Raw genomic sequence first — 16,887 nt, 5'->3', positions numbered from 1 at the left:
CAGTTAACTCTGGCTGCGCAAATGATCACCGACCTCAAACTTGACGATCTCGACAGTCCCCGAACCTTCGAAATGTTGGGAGAGTTCAGCGAAGAACCAACCCATGGCCGAGCGCCCGCCTTGCAGACGAAAGACCACGGTGCAGTACTCCTCGCAAGGTGGCGGGTCTGGTCGAGCCGACTTTTGAATGATGATGGGACGCTGATCCAGCATCAAAAAACTCCTTGCCAAACGCTATTGGCATCCAGGTCGATCAAACAAAATGACTTTGCGAGAAACGCTGGCTTGGCGATCCGTGTCATCGAGCCTCCACACATTTGTCCACCGCCGAGATCGCTTCGTGCCATTCAGGAAACAGCTCGATGGCCAGCGCTTGCATGGTTTCCAACGCTGATGGTGTGCGTCGTCTAAACGACTGACGAGTCTCGATTCGGTGGACCGGCTGGCCGAGGGAGGCGGCATTGAGATACGCCACCCGGTCCGGAATCACGGTTTCCAGCACCGAGATATTGGTAGCCTCGGCGAAGCTCTCGCGCAGGCTGCGGATGATCATCCGGGTGTCCACTCGATTGCCATTTACCTGGTTCAGTAGCAGTCGCAAGGGTGGCGGCGTAATGCCTAGGTGGCGGAATGGTTCAAGTTCACTGAGCAGCTTCAAGGTGCCGCGGTGGAGTTCGCGGGCAGCGAGCATTTCCGGTGTGATGGGGGAGAGGGCAATATCCGAGGCCAGAATGGCCATCTCCAGCAGTACGCTGCGCGCACCTTGGGTGTCGATCAAAAGCAGTTCATAACTGGGGCGGAAGGTATCGAGCAGATTGCGCAGCCGCAGTCGTCCATCAGGGGCATGCAGCAGCAACGTGCCCAGTCGACCCTGATCATCGTTGGAGAGGATCAGATCGAGTCCAGTGATCGCGGTATTGGAAAACACCTGTGCAGGATCTGTCAGGTTGAGTGCGAGCAGTTCGTAAACACCCGCAGGAGCCGCATGGTGCATCGCGTAATAGGTGGAGAGGGTAGGCTGGCTATCCAAGTCCAGCAACAGTACACGCAGTCCAGCATCCGCGAGAAGACCGCCGAGATTGGCGGCTACCGTGGTCTTGCCTACGCCACCCTTTGTGGAAACCACCGATACCACACGCATAGCATCAGTCCTGCTGCGCCAAGCGTTCGGTGACCCACTGCTCGATCTCCAGCGAGTCCCAACCCACAGCACGCAGTCCAATGCGTTTTGCCTGCGGGAACCGGCCTTCCTTCATCATGTTGTAGATATGCGCGCGCTTGAAGCCAGTTTTCCTTTCCACTTCGTCGCGGCGCATGATGTGGCGTTCAATCTGGGGGGCGGTAGTAGCTTCGGAAGCTGGCAATTGAATGGGCATACGGATCACTCCTAGGCACTGATGGTACGGTTAGGACGTGACAGGCATTAAAAAGGATCGGGCACGGTTTCACACCGCAAAATGCGACAGCAGCGCTCGCAATTTTCGGTTTCATTCTGATCCGGCGACGCTGCGTTTGGCCGCTGCGAACTTATCCTCCAAGGTTCGCTGCGTGAAGCCCTGCTTTCCTGAATTGTGGGCCAAAAGGACAGAGATGATCGATGCTTGGCTCGTGAAGGAGGAGTAGGCGTTACCTCCAGGCGAGTGCCCCAGCATGATGTCAATAAATGCGCCAATAAGGCGCAAGTAAGCTTTTTCGCTTCGCTCACTGGGAGGGCTCGTGGTGCGTAGGCGTGACAGCAAAGCGATATTTTCCTGCTGCAACTTCTCTCGCTCGGTCTTCAGCTCTTCTAGCAAAAGTTGGTTTCGGTCTCGTTGGGCTTTGAGCGCCTCTAGTTCAATTAACAAGGCCTGATAAATATCAATCGTAAGAGCCGAGGTGGTTTGTCTCTCTATGTCGGTAAACAGAAATTCAGGTTTGTCCAAAGGATGGTACTGATTGAACCATTGCTTCAAATCGGTATGGCGAATGGTGAGGTAGCGAGGATCGACCGTTTCGTCGGATTTCACCGTAATGCCCAGCGATCCGTACAACAGCTCATTATTACGAATAGCATCCCACAGGATTTCTAGCTTTTGGTCCAGGCAAGGCCACTGTTTAAACTTTCGATTAGGAAAACCCTGTAAGTGCCTAACATCTCTCAAGATTTGCTGTTCTAATGCCATTAGGTGGCACCACCGAAAAGCTATTTCTTCAGGCCGATAAAAAAGTTTAGCGTGGGGATAATTGCCAATTTCTTCATCCATAAAGAAAAGTCCTCAAGAATTTTCTGTCGGTTCTATTTGCCAATATCCTCTTTTAAATCAAGTGGGTGGCATTTTTTCTACGCTCTAATGCTTGCCGAGGCTTTGTATTTTTTGGTGAGGATGAGTGTGGATTCTCAAAAATGTTACAAGTACTTTGATGTATTGGAAAGCTCTAATCAAGCCCGAGCGGACGAGTGCAATCAATGGGGTGGGGCCCACCATCCGGCGTATCCGTTGATGGCCATGCCGCGGGTTCATCTGATGCAAAACTGGTTCGGCTACAGCGACCCGGCGATGGAAGAGTCCCTCTACGAAACCACGATTCTGCGCCAGTTTGCCGGGATGCATTTGTATCGGATTCCGGATGAAACCGCGATCCTCAACTTCCGTCGTATGCGTCCGGCCAACACATCTTCCTGACCCCAGAGCCAAAGGCGATGGTGTCCACCTAAATTGAAGTGGACACCAGTTCTAGCCTTTTAAGCGGGTATCGCATGCAACCACCACGTCGTTCTTACTCCAAATCCTTCAAGGCCCAGGTCATCCAAGAGTGCGCCCAGCCCGGCGCTTCGATTGCCAGCGTCGCACTGAGCCACGGCATCAACGCAAACCTCGTCCATAAGTGGATTCGACTGCAATCGCAGACAAGTGTTGCCAAGCAACCAGCCTTCATTCCGCTGGCTCTACAATCGCCCGTCTCTCGCTCAGATATCAATCCAGCCACTATTTGCCTCGAAATCCCACACCCGCGTGGCACCGTCAAAGTGAGCTGGCCAACCGAAAACGCAGCGGCCTGTGCAACTTTTCTTCGAGATCTGTTGCGATGATCCGCATCGATTCAATCTGGCTCGCCACCGAACCCATGGACATGCGTGCCGGCACCGAAACTGCTCTGGCACGAGTGGTGGCAGTGTTCGGTGCGGCGCAGCCGCACTGTGCTTATTTGTTTGCCAATCGCCGCGCCAATCGCATGAAAGTGCTGGTGCATGACGGGTTGGGTATCTGGCTGGCGGCCCGCCGTCTGCACCAGGGCAAGTTCGTCTGGCCGGGTTCTCGACACGGTACTCAGGTGGAGTTGGGTGCGGAACAGTTGCAAGCTTTGGTGCTGGGTTTGCCTTGGCAAAGAGTCGGGCCAAGTGGCGCAATTTCCATCCTATAACGCCCGCCATAGCCAGTCGGGCCGTGCAATTGTCCGATGGATCTATCGTCGGTATTAGCCTGTTCTGGCAAAATCGGCGGTATGAATTCGCTCCCCAATCTCGACCAACTAAACCCTGAACAACTGCGTGCTTTGGCGGCGCAGTTGATGCAGCGTGTCGAAAGTCTCGATCAGGCAGTCGAGGCAATGGGCAAAAAGATTCATCGTAACCAAACGGTGATCGAGAAGCTGACCCACGAGATTGCACAGCTCAAACGTTTCAAGTTTGCCAAGCGCAGCGAGCAGTTAAATCCGCAACAAGCCAGCTTGCTGGACGATCTGATCGATACCGATATCGCTGCGATTGAAGCTGAGCTTCAGGCACTGCAAACACCTTCCGTTCCTACCGAAACAAAGCAAAAGCCTAAGCGCACAGCGTTACCGCCGGAGTTCCAGCGCACCCTGATCCATCACGAACCCGACAATAGCCATTGCCAGTGTGGCTGCGCCCTCAAGCGTATTGGCGAGGATGTCAGCGAAAAACTCGACTACACGCCGGGCGTGTTCACTGTCGAACGCCACATCCGAGGCAAGTGGGTTTGTGATGACTGCGAAACGCTGATCCAGGCACCGGTTCCGGCGCACGTTATCGACAAGGGCATCCCGACCGCAGGGCTGCTGGCCCATGTCATGATTGCGAAGTTCGCCGACCATCTACCGCTCTATCGTCAGGAATCGATTTTTGGTCGAGCTGGCCTGGTCATCGCTCGCTCAACCTTGGCGCAATGGGTTGGCAACTGTGGTGTGCAGTTGCAGCCGCTGGTGGATGCCTTGCGTGATGCCGTTCTTGCACACGGCGTGATCCACGCCGACGAAACGCCGGTACAGATGCTCACGCCCGGCGCAAAGAAAACCCATCGCTCCTATGTCTGGGCCTACGTTACCAGCCAGTTTTCGGACTTGGCGGCGGTCGTTTACGACTTCAGCCCCAGCCGCGCAGGCGAACACGCCCGCAACTTCCTGGAAGGCTGGAAAGGCAAGTTGGTCTGCGACGATTTTGGCGGCTACAAGGCCAGTTTTGAACTCGGCGTGACCGAGATCGGCTGTATGGCCCATGCGCGGCGCAAGTTTTTCGAATTGCACGCCACGCACAAAAGCCAACTGGCAGAACAAGCCTTGCGATACATCCAGCTGCTGTATGAAGTCGAGCGTGAAGTCCGTGATCTAGAGCCTGATTTTCGCCGCCTGAGACGGCAAGAAAAAGCCGTGCCGGTGATGGATGCCCTGCATGCCTGGATGATCGCCCAGCGTCAGATCGTGCACGATGGTTCGGCTATCGCCAGAGCTTTAGATTACAGCCTAAAACGCTGGGCGGCGCTGTTGCGTTACCTCGATGACGGGGCCGTACCCATAGACAATAATTGGGCCGAAAACCAAATCCGACCATGGGCTCTGGGTCGAAAAAACTGGCTCTTTGCAGGCTCCCTGCGTAGCGGAAAACGTGCGGCGGCGATCATGAGTTTGATCCAATCAGCACGGCTAAACGGGCATGATCCGTATACCTATTTGAAGGACGTTCTCACGCGCCTGCCGACGCAGCGGGCGAGTGAGATTTCCGAGTTGCTGCCGCATAAATGGCAACCCGTTTAGTTACGCAAGACGGGATGCCCGGACGCATACCTTCCGTCGACTGTTGGAAAAATATGGCAGGTTATGCAGCTTCAGCAAAGCAACCCATGACGCTGGTTATGAGGGACGTATCTCAGGGGTAAGACCACTGTTCTAGCTGGACAAAATCATGATGGTGCTCGGCGATGCTAAGAAAGTGATTGAGTACATGGTCAAGGCAACGGATTAGAGCGAATGTTTCTATCTTGATCGTCACCACATCAAGGCGTCGAGCCCGACGCGTCACAATTGCGGAGGAGTGGGAGTGGGAGTGGGAGCTGGAGTGCCTAGGGCTGCATACGAGGTTTCCAGCGCTGTCAGACGTTCTGTAGGTCTCTTATTTGAGAGGGGGATTTTGAATCAGCATTCTTGAAGGCGCCGGTGACAGCTCACCCATCTTCTCGAGCCGCGCCCGCACGATGTTTCTGCTTATCCCCAGTATTCGCCCGGTTTGCAACTGGTTGCCATGGCAGAAACGGTAGGCGGTGCGAAAGATGGTTTCCTCTATGTGTTCGTACAGATCGGGAATGTTCTGTTCGAACAGTGTGGTCAATACACTTTCCAGATCCGGCTGCTGCGGGTTCGGGTCTGCTACTGCTACTGCTACTGCTATCGCGTTGTGCTGTTGGCGTCCTGTGGTGCAACGCATGTCGACCAAGTGCAGGTCTTCGGGTTGTACCAGTTGATTGCGGCAGACCAGCAGCGCGTGATGAATGGCGTTTTCCAGTTCGCGTATATTGCCCGGCCAACCGTGCGCCAGCAGTTTGCTCTCAGCCGCCGGGCTCAGGGTGGCGCGGTTGTAGCCAAGCCGTTGGCTATGTTCCTCAAGGAAGAACTCGGCCAGCGGAAGGGTATCGCCGGGGCGCTCGCGCAACGGCGGCAGGCGGATGGTCGCGACATGCAGGCGGTAGAACAGATCTTCACGAAAGTTACCGGCGACCACTGCGTCAGCCAGGTTGACGTTGGTGGCCGCCACCAGACGCACGTTGATCGGGATGGGCGTGCGTGAGCCAAGCCGAACCACTTCGCGCTCCTGTAGAACCCTGAGCAGTTTGACTTGCATGTTCAGCGGCAGGTCGCCTATTTCATCCAGGAACAGGGTGCCGCCGCGTGCCGCTTCGAACCAGCCGGCCTTGGTGCTGGTGGCTCCGGTGAACGCCCCTTTTTCGTGGCCGAACAATTCGCTTTCCACCAGTGATTCGGGGAATGAGCCGCAATTGACCGCGACGAATGGCTCCTTGCTGCGGCGGCTTAGATTGTGGATATGCCGCGCGACCAACTCCTTGCCTGTGCCGGTTTCACCCATGATCAGGGCATTGGCTTCGCTGGGCGCCAGACGCTCGATACGATTGAGCAGTTCCTGCGAGCGAGGGTCCTTGAAAATCAGCACGGTAGCTCGCACCGACTTGGTCAGTTCACGAGCATGTGGATGGGTAATCAGTGGCATGAGACATTCCTGAAGCAGAGTGCGCTGGAGAATGATGCACTAAAATCGCATAGATAAAAAAATTCTTAATTATTATGCATATATTCTTTTATCGAATATAAAAACGTGCCCGCCAAGCGCCCTCTCTGCTTATTGAGAAGCACCGGAAGGCCCATAACCAAGGGCGGCGTTTTGCAAGGTAGTTGTCGCGTCAGCTGTGTTTTATGCGGCTATTTTCAGTGTCGGTAACTCCCTTTCCGGATTGAGTGTGACCGCGCCGATGGGCTGCCAATTGCGTGTCGCACCTGACCAGCGATGTGGATGTTGATTACGAGCTTGCTGATACAGGGCATGACGCTTGGCCAAGATCTCTTGATCATCTCCTCGATGACGCTGCGCCGGGGTCACGAAGCGGATGCGGCTGTGGCGGTGTTGGTGGTTGTACCAGCGGATAAAATCGCGCACCCAGCTGCGTGCCGCGTCCAAATCTGCAAAACCACCAGGAGGCCATTGCGGGCAATATTTCAGGGTTCTAAACAGCGATTCTGAGTAGGGATTATCGTTACTCACCCGTGGTCGTCCGCGTGACGGGGTGATGCCGAGTTCGTACAGTTTGCTCAGCAACGTCACCGATTTCATCGGTGCACCGTTGTCCGAGTGCAGCACTAAGGGCCGTCCGGCGCAGCGTTCGGTGAGCACGGTGCGCTGCATCAGTTCGGCCGCCAGCTCGCCACTTTCTTGCTCGTAAACTTCCCAGCCCACGGCCTTTCGGCTGTAGATGTCCTCGATCAAATACAGATAGTAGTACTTCCCACGCACTGGCGATGGCAAGTAGGTGATGTCCCAAGACCAGACCTTATTGGCTGTGGTTGCGCTGTGAGTTGTCGGCGCAGCATGCTTGTGCGGTGCATGGCTGCGGCCACGTCGGTGCTGCTGATCAGCTTCCTTCAGGACGCGGTAAAAGGTTGCCTCTGAGGCCAGATAACGACCTTGATCGGCCAGTATCGGGACGATCTGGCTGGGCGGCAGGCTGACGAATGGCGGACTGTTGCAGACCTCTAAAATAGCGCAACGCTCCTGTTCACTCAGGGCATTAAGTGGTCGCGGACGTGACGTGGTGGTGCGCACGTCGGCCTGCATCACAGGCGTCAGCGCCCAGCGTTGCAGGCTGCGCAGCGACAGCCCGATCTCCGCGCTGGCAATAGTTTTGCGTGCACCAGAAGCAACGGCTTGGTTAAAACGTTCAACGAGTTGTTGCCGTTCTGGCAGCGAGGTCAGACGTCCTCGCTGTCGTTTCCCCAGAAGGCATTCATCTTTTTTCGCAGCACCAGAATCGCGGCGGTTTCTGCGAGCGCCTTGTCCTTGCGCCGCAGTTCACGCTCCAACTCGGCGATGCGTTTTTTGTCGGCGCGCGCCTGTTCTCGCTCGGCCTGGCGCTGTGCCTGGGCTGTTAGCTGGCCACTGATGCAGGCCTGTCGCCAAGCGCCGATTTGCTCGGGGTACAAACCCTTGCTGCGACAGTATTCGCTAAGCTCGATCTCGCTCAACGTGGCCGTGTGCAACACCGCTGCAAACTTGGCTTCAGCCGACCAGTTATCGGCACTGCTTTTATCTCCGGGCACCACTGCGCCTCCTGCTTTGAGCTTGGTTCGCCAAGCATACAGGGTGGCTTGAGAGATGCCTTCTTGACGCGACAACTCGGCCACGGACATGTTTTGAGGCGGCAGCAATTTGTTGATAAGGGCCGCTTTACGCTCAGGTGAATAGCTCGACATTACAGCTCTCTTTGGCGCCCCCGATCTATCGTTTTGATAAATCAGCTCAGGCGACAACTAGCCTGACACCGGGGGAGGGCCTGAAAATGGTCGGGCAAGCCTGTGCAAAGAGGTTGTTTCGCGCTTGCGGGTGTTGCGCTAGTTGTCGCCCACCAGTTCTTCAAGTAATTGGTTCTTGAGTTGTTGCAGCAGTGGCGAGTTTCTTTCCCGTGGATGGGGTAGATCGACTTTCACTTCATGTTTTATGCGGCCTGGCCTGGCCTCCATGACGATTACCCTGTCACCCAGATAGAGCGCCTCCTCGACGTCGTGGGTCACCATGATCATGGTGCTGCGTTGCTGGACCCAGATGCGTTGCAGTTCGTGCTGTAGATGGATGCGGGTCAGCGCATCGAGGGCGCCGAAGGGCTCATCGAGCAACAGGATTTTCGGTTTATTGATTAGTGCCCTGGCAATCGCGGCGCGTTGCGCCATGCCACCGGACAGTTGGTGTGGATAGGCGTTTTCAAAGCCCTCGAGGTTAACCAGTTCGATGTGTTCCGCCACCAGCCGGTCTTTCTCGGCCTTCGACAGCTTGTGGTTTTTCAGCGCCATGGCGATGTTCTGTTCGACGGTTTTCCACGGGAACAAGCGGTGATCCTGAAAGACAATGCCGCGTTCCAGGCTGGTGGATTCGATCCGCTTGCCATCGAGCAGAATGTCGCCGCTGTACTGCGCCTCCAGGCCGACGATCAGGCGTAGCAGGGAGGACTTGCCGCAGCCACTGGCCCCGACAATGCTGACAAACTCGCCTGGGTGGACGTGCAGGTTGATGTCTTGCAATACCGTCAAGGGTTCGCCATCGATCAAATACTGTTTGCCCAGCCCGCGAATTTCCAGGGCGCCCGGCACGTTGAGCGCGGTGCCCAGCAGGTTTTGCTTGAGTGATGCATTCATGGTCTATCCAACCCTTAACGAAGATCCCGCCAGCGCAGCAGATGCTGGCTCAGGCGGGTGAACAACTGATTCATGGCATAGCCCAACAGGCCGATGCACAGCACGCCGATTACTACCACCTCCATGCGCGAACCGGCTTCGGCGTTCATCATCAGGTTGCCCAGCCCGGTTCCAGTGGAAAGAAACAGTTCGCTGCCTATCGAGCTGACCCAGGCGAATGCCAGTGCGTGCAGCAGCCCGGTGGCGATGCTGGGCAGGGCGCTGGGCAACAGGACTTGGGTGAACTGCTGGATGCGACCGAACTCGAAAACCCGCCCGACTTCCCTGTAGCGTTTTTCGACATGGTTGAAGCCTTCATGGGTATTAAGGGTCATGGGGTAGAAGGCGGCGAGGCTGACGATCAAGACCTTGGCGAATTCGCCGCTGCCGAACCACAGGGCAATCAACGGAATCAGGCCCAGGATCGGCACTTGACGCATGATATGGAACAGCGGCCCCAGCAACCTGTCGGCCACCCGCGACAAGGCTGTCAGCGCGCCGACCACTACGCCAAGGCTGGCGCCAATCGCCAGCCCGGTGCAGGTGCGTTGCAGGCTGGCCAGGACGCTGATTTGCAAGTCGCCGTTGGCGAGCAGTTCGCGCAGCCCACTGGAGATCGTTGCCAACGGCACGAAGGCATACGCCTGCGAGGCGCCTTGGCGTGACGGGTATTCCCAGAGTGCGATCAGCAGGGCGGGCAGCACAAAACCGCGTAGCGGCAATAGCAAGCGTGCGGTGTTTTTCATGGCGGGCTCCTAGCGGGTCTTCCAGCGAAACAAGCGGACTTCCAGCAAACGCAGGCCGTAGTCGAGGACGAAACCGACCAGGCCGATGACCACCACGCCGACCATCACGATGTCGATGCGCATCATCTGCCGGCTCATCTCGATCATCTGCCCCAGGCCACTGTCCGCCGCCAGCAGTTCGGCGGCCACCAGCACCATCCAGGCCCGACTCAAGGCAACGCGCAGGCCGGTCAGGATGGTCGGTGCGGCAGCTGGGAAAGCAACGTCCATGATCAACGAGGGCAGCGGCAGCCGGTAGACGCTGGCGACCTCGAAGTAACTGCGCGGGATGGCCTTGATGCCTTCGCTGGTGGCCAACGCCACGGGAAAGAACACCGCTTTGCAGACGATCAGAATCTTGAAGGTTTCTTCAACGCCGAACACCAGGATGAACATCGGAATCAGCGCAATCGACGGTATCTGACGCAGGGTATGAAACAGCGGCGAGCAATAAACCTCGACGGTTTTCGACAGCGCCAGGATGACACCGAACAGCAATCCGGCGCTGGCCCCGAAAGCGAAACCGATGCCCAGACGGCTCAGACTGAAACCTAGGTTCATCTGCAACTCGCCGCTGTCCCAGAGCTCGCGCAGGCTGGTCAGCACATCGCCGGGCGGAACCAGCAGTTGAGCCGAATAGGCCCCGGAACGGGCCACCCAGATCCAGGCGAGCAACACCAGCAGGGGCGAGATAAGCCAGCTAAGCCGGTTCAGGTTGCGCAAGATGCGTGCGTGTGACATGAGCGGTCCTTTAATGGGCTAGATCGCCAGCTTATGTTTGCCGAGGACCGCTTCGAGCGGGCGATCATCCACCCAATCACGGACATTGAAACTGTTTTCGATGAAACGGTGCCGTTGCAGAAAGTCAGTGAGGTTCTGCAGCGCATCGAGTGATCGCTCTTCCAGTCGGGTGACCAGACGCTGATGGGCATCTTCGCCATAGGCCGCCGCTACCCAATACTCGCTGGTGTTCAGTTCCCGGGCGAGAAAGCGCCGGGTTTCGTCGGGGTGGGTCCAGGCCCATTGCTCTGCACGCAGTACCGTCTCGACAATCAGCACCGCCGCATCGAAATGTTCGTCGAGCAGGTGTTGGTCGACGGTCAGGGTCCGGGGTGTACCGATGTTGCTGCGGATAATCGGGTCGGGGTGCGAGCCGGTATCGATCACCACATGCAGGCCGAATTCGTCAGCCATCTGCACCGCGTAGGCACCTTTGACGAAAATAGCGTCGATATCGCCCCTGAGCAGGCCGATCAGTTCGTTATTGCGTCGTCGCTGGCTGCTGCGATTGAGGGCTACCTGCGCGCCGAAGATGTGCCGCAAAGGCTCGTCGCTATGAGTGCCGCCATAGGGGTAATCGACCAACTCAACATCGCTGACTTGCAGGCCTTCCAGGCTCAATGCATTTTCCAGGCTACGCAACGCCTGGGCACGACCGAAATCAATCTGCACATTGGCCCACTTGGGCACGCCGAAACGCCGATCACGCAGATCACGCACGGTTTTCACCCCGCTTTCCGGGGTGGTCACGATCAGTTGCACCTCATCGCTCCAGGACAAGCCCAGCACCCGGGTGGCCTTGCCGCTGGCGCGGGCCCAGATGGACGGGATATTGCCGCCGTGACGTACCGAGTTATGCAGGTGATGGTCGAAGTGGGCTTCGCGAACTTCGCGATCCGAAGACTCTCGCAGCCCCTGGATATTGGTGCCGTAAGGGCGAAAAGCTTCGGCCAGTCGTCCAGACTCAACGGCGATGCCCAGACCTGTGGGGACTGGGCTATGGGTATACCAAAGCGTATCGAGAGGGTTACTCATTCGTTCACGATCCAAACATTCATTCAAGCTATTAGGGGCCAATAACCGGGCAGCAGCGCTACCGCCCGGCGGTAAGCAGGTTATCCGGCCAGGGTAGCTACGGAACTGCGCAGCGCTTCAAGTGGGCGCGGGTCAATCCAGTCACGTACCGAAAAGCTCTGCGGGATAAAGTTCCAGCGAGCGAGGAAGTCAGTGAAATCTTGCACCGCAACCACAGAGCGTTCGTCGAGATTGGTCCGAAGGCGCTGGTGCGCGTCCGTGCCATAAGCGGCGGTGACCCAGAACTCGCTGCTGTTGGTTTCGTGGGCCAGAAAGCGTCGGGTATCCTCGGGGTGTGCCCATGCCCATTCTTCGGCACGTACCACCGAGGTGAGGATATTCAGCGCGACATCGAAGTGCTCATCGAGCAGGTTCTGGTCAACGCTGAGGGTGCGCGGGGTACCGTTGTTCGAGCGGATCAGGGGTTCGGGGTGCGAGCCGGTGTCGATCACCGTCTGCAAACCGAATTGATAAGCCAGTTGCACCGCGTGGGCGCCCTTGAGGAAGATCGCATCGACCTCGCCGCGCAACAGTCCGACCAGTTCGGCATTCTGGCCACGCCGCCGTGAGCCGCTGAAGTTGCTCACCCCATTGATCACCTCCGGCGCCTCGTCGCTGAACGTACCACCATGGATGAAGTCAACGAGTTCGACGTCCTTGACCTCCAGGCCATCGAGCTTCAAGGCATTTTCCAGGCTACGCAGGGCTTGGGCGCGGGTGAAGTCGATCTGCGCGCTGGCCCAATGCGGTAAGCCGAAGCGGCGGCCTTTGAGGTCTTTGGCGCTCTTGATGCCAGTGTCGGGGGTGGTCAGGATCAGTTGCACTTCGTCGGCCCAGGACAAACCGATGACCCGGGTTGCCCGACCGCTGGCGCGGGCCCAGATGGCCGGGATATTGCCGCCGTGGCGCACGGAGTTTTTCAAGGTGTGGTCGAAATGCGATTCACGCACGGCCTGCTCGCTGGATTCGCGCAGTGATTCGATGCGCGTGCCCTGACCGCTCAAGGTCTCTTCCAGCCAGCCTTTTTGCACGGCAATACCAAGGCCGGTCGGAACCGGACAGCGGGTATACCAGAGGGTATCGAGGGGTTGACTCATGAATGTTCTCCGGATGAGTGAAGGGTGAAGCGGTGGTTGTGGTCCAGGTACGGGTAATTGCAACGCCCATGCCATGCTGCTTTTAAATCCCCTGAAGGCCCGGCTGCACTGCGTTCCGGGGCTTAGCCCGAAAACCTTGCAGATGCCGACTGCTGCTCCAGCAGCAATCGATCAGCAGCCAGGGTGGGTGATCAGCAGCAGTGCCGTTGGGGTTGGCACTGCGTCACGCAATCACTTTGTCGTTAGGGGCGACAGGCGCTGTGGTCTGTTCATGAGCGCGATACAGCCCAGCGTAGACGCCTTGCAAGCGGATCAGGTCGGTATGATCGCCCAGCTCAAGCAGCCGACCATTGCGGACCACGGCAATCCGGTCAGCATCACGGATGGTCGCCAGACGGTGCGCGATGATGATCGCCGTCCGGCCTTCGCAGAGCCGTCGGAGCGCGCGCTGGATACGTCGTTCGGTATGCACATCGACCGCCGAGGTGGCTTCGTCCAGCACCAGTACCGCCGGATCAGCCAGGTAGGCCCGGACCAGGCAGACCAGTTGTCGCTGGCCATGACTGAGGTGGGCGCCCAGCGCGCCGACTTCAGTCTGGTAGGCATGGGGCAGACGTTCCAGTACCTCGTCGGCGCCCAGCTCTCGGGCTGCGGCGATCAATTGCTCGTCGCTGGCCTGGGGGGCCGCCAGACGCAGGTTGTCGAGAATAGTGCCGCTGAACAACACGTTTTCTTGAAGGACCACCCCGACATTACGGCGCAATTGCTGTTGGGTCAGTTGCCTGATGTCAATGCCGTCGAGCCGTATCGCACCGCTGTCGACTTCGTAGAACCGCGTCAACAATTGCACCAGGGTACTTTTACCGTGACCGGAGGGCCCGACGATGGCCAACACTTCGCCTGCCGGGATATGCAAGTCGAAGCCGTCGATAACCGGGCTGCCTTTGGGCACGTAGGAGAAGCTGACATGGTCGAAATGCACATCGCCGCGTACCTGCTCAAGGCTCAGGGGCGAAGGGTCGTCGACGATCTGCGCATGGGTGTCTAGCAACAGGAAAATCCGCTGGGCCGAAGCCGAGCCGGTCGCGTAGCGCTCGAACAGCTCCGACAGCTCCTGCAACGGGCCGAGAAACAGCATCACGTAGAACAAGCTTTCTGCGACCTGGCCCACGCTCATCCGGCCTTCGGCCAATCCATAGCCTCCGAGCAGCAGCAATAAGGCGATGCCCGTGGCGGTGAGGATTCCGGTAAAAGGCGCAAACCAGCCCGAGCGCAGGTTGCCCTGGATCAGCGCGTTATTGAAATCATCCAGCAGGCGCCGGTAACGCAAGCGGTTGGGGGCTTCTTGTACGCATTGCTGAATCATTCGCGCACCCGCCACGGTCTCGACCAGATGCGCAGTGAAACGGCTGCGGTTTTCCGCGACCCTGGCCCAGGTGCGCTGGGAAATACGCTTGAAGGCCCAGGTGGCGAAGAACAACAGGGGCACGCTGCTCGCCAGCCCGAGGAACAGCAGCGGCGAAATCAGCCAGAGCATGATCGAGGCAACGATGCAGCGCAGCAGTGCGCCCAGCAGCTCAGGCGGGCCCTGGATCAACAGGGGTTCTAGGCTGTCGACATCACGGTCGGCCCGGGAGATGATCCGGCCGGCTTTGGTCCGGTCGAAGTAGCCGATGCTCAGGGCCTGGACGTGGCTGAAGACCCGAATACGCAGTTGATTGAGTACCTGGATCGCTGCGCTGCCCGCCAGATATTGGGAAAACCCGGCGAGCAAAAAGCGCGCGACCCAGGTCAGCCCCAGCCCGCCACCCAGCACTGCCACCCAGGTAATGTCCAGCACCCAGGTGCCGTTGTGTCGGACCAGACCGTAGTCGAGTAACTGGCGTACGAACCAGGGTCGCAGGAACACCGCAACCACCAGGACCAATTCCAGGCCGATAACCGCGAAGATCCGTCCGCGTACCGGCCCCAGTAGCGGCAGCAGGCGCCGAAACATGCTGCGGTCGAGAGCTTTTTTGGCGAGCAGTTCCTCGATTTCGATATCGCTGAGCGCTTTGCCGGGCAGGACGTTAGACATGTTCGACCCCCAACAGATCACGGTAATGGACGTTGCGCCGAGTCAGGCTTGCGTGGCTGCCGCTGTCGACGATATGCCCGTCTTCGAGCAGCAGCACCCGATCAGCCAGCTCAATGGTCGATAGCCGGCTGGAAATCAGCAGGACCGTGGTGGTCTTGTTCAGGGTCTGACGCAGGCTGCGGATATTGTTCAGCAGGGTCCGCTCGCTGATCGAGTCCAGCGCGCTGGTGGCATCGTCCAGGCAGAGAATATCCGGCTGCGCCAACAGCGCCCGAGCTAGATTGATCCGTTGCCGCTGGCCGCCGGACAACGTCACGCCGCGATCGCCCAGGGCCGTGTCCAGCCCTTGGGGCAAGCGCTCCAGAATGTCTTCAGCGGCGGCCATGCGTAACGCCCAGAGCAGGTCTGCGGTGCTCGCCTCCGGTGCCGCCAGGCGCAAGTTGGCGGCCAGCGTGTCGGAGAACAGAAAGCTTTCTTGCGGCACCACATGCACGCGTTTGCGCAGACTTGCCAGACGTAGGTCACGCAGGTCGTGCCAACCCCGAGCGGATGAACCAATGCGCACGCTGCCAACCTGTGCCTGGGTCAGGCGCGGCAATAGACTGGCCAGCAGACTTTTGCCGGAGCCTGTGGCACCCACCAGGGCGACGACTTCGCCGGGTTCTATCTGCATCGAACAGCCCTGCAAGAGGCTGCGCCCACCTGTTGGCGAGGTCACGCTTACGCCTTCCAGTTGCAAACCCAGTGGCCCGGCTGGCGGCTCTTGATCGCCATCGCGGATTTCCCGTGAGGTGTCCAGCAGTTGCCAGATCCGTTCGGCCGAGGAGCGCGCATCGGCGAAGACCTGCATCACCCGACCAATACCTTCGACCCGGAACACCAGCGTGGTGGCAATCAACAGTGAAGTGACCAGCTCGCCCAGCCCCAGTTTGCCGTCACGCACCAGCAGCGCGCCGTAGAGGAAAATCCACACATGGCTCAGGGCGACAACTACCTGCGGCAAGGGTATTCGCGAGCTGGCGTAGGCCAGTGCCACACGCGCCTGTTCGGCAAAGAAGCCGACCTGCTGGCTGAAGCGTTCGATTCGCCCGGCTTCTAGGGAAAAGGACTTGATGACCCGGACGCCGCCGATACCCTCACTCAGGTCCTGGTTCACCCGGTCGTAGGCCGCGCCGACTTCGCGATCCAGAACCAGCAGCCGTTCGGTCTGCGTGACGAAAATCCATAACGCCAGGCCGGTCAACAACAACGGCACCAGCCCCAGCAAAGGGTTGTACCAGGCCAACAGGCTGACGGTCGCCAGTACGATAAGTGGCGTTTCAACCAGTTGTCGCCAGAAGTTGATCAGCGCATCGCGCAGCTTGTCGGCGTCGCGGGTGGTGCGGGTGATCATCTCCCCCATACCGTGCTGCCAGTGATAGCTCAGCTGCAAGCCCTGGACCTGATCCAGAATGCGAGCCCGCAAGCGCGTCAGCAGTTCCTGGCTGAGAATCAGCGAGAGCACACCGGCGACATACTGCAACAGCCCGCGACCGACTGCGACGGCCAATAGCACTGTAAACCAGCGCCAGGCGAGGCTGACGTCCAGGCTGCCATCGTCAAGCCGCATGACCGCGCGGCCATTGTTAACGTCGTCCAGAGCATGGCCGACCAGCCACTGTTGGGCGGCCAGACCCATGCTCACGGTAATAAACAACAGGTTGGTCAGCAGAAAGCGCCAGGGCATCTCGCGGTATATCAGCAGGCTGCGCAGCAAGGGGTAGTGCTTGATCATGGGTGTCTCATTGGCGGGGTGTCGAGAGAGGTCCGCAGACCGAGAAAAGCCCCGCGAACGGGGCTTTGGATCCGG

The 16,887-nt window shown here is 58.3% G+C and carries 16 protein-coding genes and 1 pseudogene; 4 read left to right on the top strand and 13 right to left on the bottom strand.

The window, feature by feature from the left end; all coding sequences use genetic code 11:
• Positions 1 to 3: 3 nt before the first annotated feature.
• From JN756_RS21375 to JN756_RS21360, 4 genes are all read right to left on the bottom strand, one after another.
• Complete coding sequence (locus tag JN756_RS21375) at positions 4 to 213, bottom strand: hypothetical protein (RefSeq protein WP_046481915.1); 210 nt, start codon at positions 211 to 213, stop codon at positions 4 to 6.
• Positions 214 to 298: 85 nt separating this feature from the next.
• Complete coding sequence (locus JN756_RS21370) at positions 299 to 1,141, bottom strand: ParA family protein (RefSeq protein WP_201021301.1); 843 nt, start codon at positions 1,139 to 1,141, stop codon at positions 299 to 301.
• A 4-nt stretch (positions 1,142 to 1,145) separates the two neighbouring features.
• Positions 1,146 to 1,376, bottom strand: a complete 231-nt coding sequence (locus JN756_RS21365; RefSeq protein ID WP_201021300.1) for an AlpA family transcriptional regulator — start codon at positions 1,374 to 1,376, stop codon at positions 1,146 to 1,148.
• Positions 1,377 to 1,487: 111 nt separating this feature from the next.
• Entirely contained in the window at positions 1,488 to 2,243 is a 756-nt protein-coding gene (locus JN756_RS21360; protein WP_201021299.1) for a hypothetical protein, read from the bottom strand.
• Between the two features lie 207 nt (positions 2,244 to 2,450).
• Here JN756_RS21360 and JN756_RS21355 point away from each other — a divergent pair.
• The 4 genes and pseudogenes from JN756_RS21355 to tnpC all read left to right on the top strand — a co-directional run.
• Positions 2,451 to 2,639: pseudogene (locus tag JN756_RS21355) on the top strand (transposase); the annotation flags it as partial.
• A 98-nt stretch (positions 2,640 to 2,737) separates the two neighbouring features.
• Positions 2,738 to 3,070, top strand: coding sequence for an IS66-like element accessory protein TnpA (gene tnpA / locus JN756_RS21350; RefSeq protein WP_236255051.1), 333 nt, complete (start codon positions 2,738 to 2,740; stop codon positions 3,068 to 3,070).
• Positions 3,067 to 3,402 carry an IS66 family insertion sequence element accessory protein TnpB gene (gene tnpB / locus JN756_RS21345; protein WP_236255050.1) on the top strand — a complete coding sequence of 112 codons (336 nt, stop codon included), beginning with the start codon at positions 3,067 to 3,069 and terminating at the stop codon, positions 3,400 to 3,402. The genes tnpA and tnpB overlap by 4 nt, the downstream gene beginning before the upstream one ends.
• 81 nt (positions 3,403 to 3,483) lie before the next feature.
• The gene (gene tnpC / locus JN756_RS21340; protein WP_201021297.1) at positions 3,484 to 5,031 is read left to right on the top strand and encodes an IS66 family transposase; all 1,548 of its coding nucleotides are present in this window, start codon (positions 3,484 to 3,486) and stop codon (positions 5,029 to 5,031) included.
• 355 nt (positions 5,032 to 5,386) lie between these two features.
• On the opposite strand, the gene JN756_RS21335 is transcribed toward tnpC, so the two are convergent.
• From JN756_RS21335 to JN756_RS21295, 9 genes are all read right to left on the bottom strand, one after another.
• Positions 5,387 to 6,496, bottom strand: a complete 1,110-nt coding sequence (locus tag JN756_RS21335; protein WP_201021296.1) for a sigma-54 interaction domain-containing protein — start codon at positions 6,494 to 6,496, stop codon at positions 5,387 to 5,389.
• Positions 6,497 to 6,697: 201 nt separating this feature from the next.
• Positions 6,698 to 8,250, bottom strand: a protein-coding gene (locus JN756_RS21330; protein ID WP_250690811.1) for an IS3-like element ISPpu4 family transposase whose coding sequence is annotated in 2 segments (ribosomal slippage) — positions 6,698 to 7,788 and positions 7,788 to 8,250 — 1,554 coding nt in all. Because the reading frame shifts where the segments join, the coding sequence is not laid out codon by codon here.
• Positions 8,251 to 8,388: 138 nt separating this feature from the next.
• Positions 8,389 to 9,186 (bottom strand): ABC transporter ATP-binding protein, encoded by a 798-nt coding sequence (locus JN756_RS21325; protein WP_250690849.1) that lies wholly within the window; start codon positions 9,184 to 9,186, stop codon positions 8,389 to 8,391.
• A 14-nt stretch (positions 9,187 to 9,200) separates the two neighbouring features.
• Positions 9,201 to 9,971, bottom strand: coding sequence for an ABC transporter permease (locus JN756_RS21320; RefSeq protein ID WP_250690848.1), 771 nt, complete (start codon positions 9,969 to 9,971; stop codon positions 9,201 to 9,203).
• A 9-nt stretch (positions 9,972 to 9,980) separates the two neighbouring features.
• Positions 9,981 to 10,751 carry an ABC transporter permease gene (locus tag JN756_RS21315; RefSeq protein ID WP_250690847.1) on the bottom strand — a complete coding sequence of 257 codons (771 nt, stop codon included), beginning with the start codon at positions 10,749 to 10,751 and terminating at the stop codon, positions 9,981 to 9,983.
• A gap of 18 nt (positions 10,752 to 10,769) precedes the next feature.
• The gene (locus JN756_RS21310) at positions 10,770 to 11,825 is read right to left on the bottom strand and encodes an ABC transporter substrate-binding protein (protein ID WP_250690846.1); all 1,056 of its coding nucleotides are present in this window, start codon (positions 11,823 to 11,825) and stop codon (positions 10,770 to 10,772) included.
• Positions 11,826 to 11,905: 80 nt separating this feature from the next.
• Positions 11,906 to 12,961 (bottom strand): ABC transporter substrate-binding protein, encoded by a 1,056-nt coding sequence (locus tag JN756_RS21305; protein WP_250690845.1) that lies wholly within the window; start codon positions 12,959 to 12,961, stop codon positions 11,906 to 11,908.
• A gap of 223 nt (positions 12,962 to 13,184) precedes the next feature.
• On the bottom strand, positions 13,185 to 15,038 hold the full coding sequence (locus JN756_RS21300) for an ABC transporter ATP-binding protein (RefSeq protein ID WP_250690844.1): 1,854 nt from the start codon (positions 15,036 to 15,038) through the stop codon (positions 13,185 to 13,187).
• Positions 15,031 to 16,812 (bottom strand): ABC transporter ATP-binding protein, encoded by a 1,782-nt coding sequence (locus JN756_RS21295; protein ID WP_250690843.1) that lies wholly within the window; start codon positions 16,810 to 16,812, stop codon positions 15,031 to 15,033. The genes JN756_RS21300 and JN756_RS21295 overlap by 8 nt, the downstream gene beginning before the upstream one ends.
• Positions 16,813 to 16,887 lie beyond the last annotated feature (75 nt).

This window comes from Pseudomonas sp. Y39-6 (assembly GCF_023651955.1).
Lineage (GTDB): Bacteria > Pseudomonadota > Gammaproteobacteria > Pseudomonadales > Pseudomonadaceae > Aquipseudomonas > Aquipseudomonas veronii.
The sequence above is the reverse complement of the archived record's forward strand: the minus strand, read 5'-3'. Positions and strand labels throughout refer to the sequence as shown.

What these genes read in the sequence shown, in the direction of transcription:
- JN756_RS21295 (WP_250690843.1), bottom strand. Translation starts at nt 16,812, where the DNA reads ATGATCAAGCACTACCCCTTGCTGCGCAGCCTGCTGATATACCGCGAG.
- tnpA (WP_236255051.1), top strand. Translation starts at nt 2,738, where the DNA reads ATGCAACCACCACGTCGTTCTTACTCCAAATCCTTCAAGGCCCAGGTC.
- JN756_RS21320 (WP_250690848.1), bottom strand. Translation starts at nt 9,971, where the DNA reads ATGAAAAACACCGCACGCTTGCTATTGCCGCTACGCGGTTTTGTGCTG.
- JN756_RS21310 (WP_250690846.1), bottom strand. Translation starts at nt 11,825, where the DNA reads ATGAGTAACCCTCTCGATACGCTTTGGTATACCCATAGCCCAGTCCCC.
- JN756_RS21325 (WP_250690849.1), bottom strand. Translation starts at nt 9,186, where the DNA reads ATGAATGCATCACTCAAGCAAAACCTGCTGGGCACCGCGCTCAACGTG.
- JN756_RS21315 (WP_250690847.1), bottom strand. Translation starts at nt 10,751, where the DNA reads ATGTCACACGCACGCATCTTGCGCAACCTGAACCGGCTTAGCTGGCTT.
- tnpB (WP_236255050.1), top strand. Translation starts at nt 3,067, where the DNA reads ATGATCCGCATCGATTCAATCTGGCTCGCCACCGAACCCATGGACATG.
- JN756_RS21375 (WP_046481915.1), bottom strand. Translation starts at nt 213, where the DNA reads ATGCTGGATCAGCGTCCCATCATCATTCAAAAGTCGGCTCGACCAGAC.
- JN756_RS21370 (WP_201021301.1), bottom strand. Translation starts at nt 1,141, where the DNA reads ATGCGTGTGGTATCGGTGGTTTCCACAAAGGGTGGCGTAGGCAAGACC.
- JN756_RS21335 (WP_201021296.1), bottom strand. Translation starts at nt 6,496, where the DNA reads ATGCCACTGATTACCCATCCACATGCTCGTGAACTGACCAAGTCGGTG.
- JN756_RS21365 (WP_201021300.1), bottom strand. Translation starts at nt 1,376, where the DNA reads ATGCCCATTCAATTGCCAGCTTCCGAAGCTACTACCGCCCCCCAGATT.
- tnpC (WP_201021297.1), top strand. Translation starts at nt 3,484, where the DNA reads ATGAATTCGCTCCCCAATCTCGACCAACTAAACCCTGAACAACTGCGT.
- JN756_RS21360 (WP_201021299.1), bottom strand. Translation starts at nt 2,243, where the DNA reads ATGGATGAAGAAATTGGCAATTATCCCCACGCTAAACTTTTTTATCGG.
- JN756_RS21305 (WP_250690845.1), bottom strand. Translation starts at nt 12,961, where the DNA reads ATGAGTCAACCCCTCGATACCCTCTGGTATACCCGCTGTCCGGTTCCG.
- JN756_RS21300 (WP_250690844.1), bottom strand. Translation starts at nt 15,038, where the DNA reads ATGTCTAACGTCCTGCCCGGCAAAGCGCTCAGCGATATCGAAATCGAG.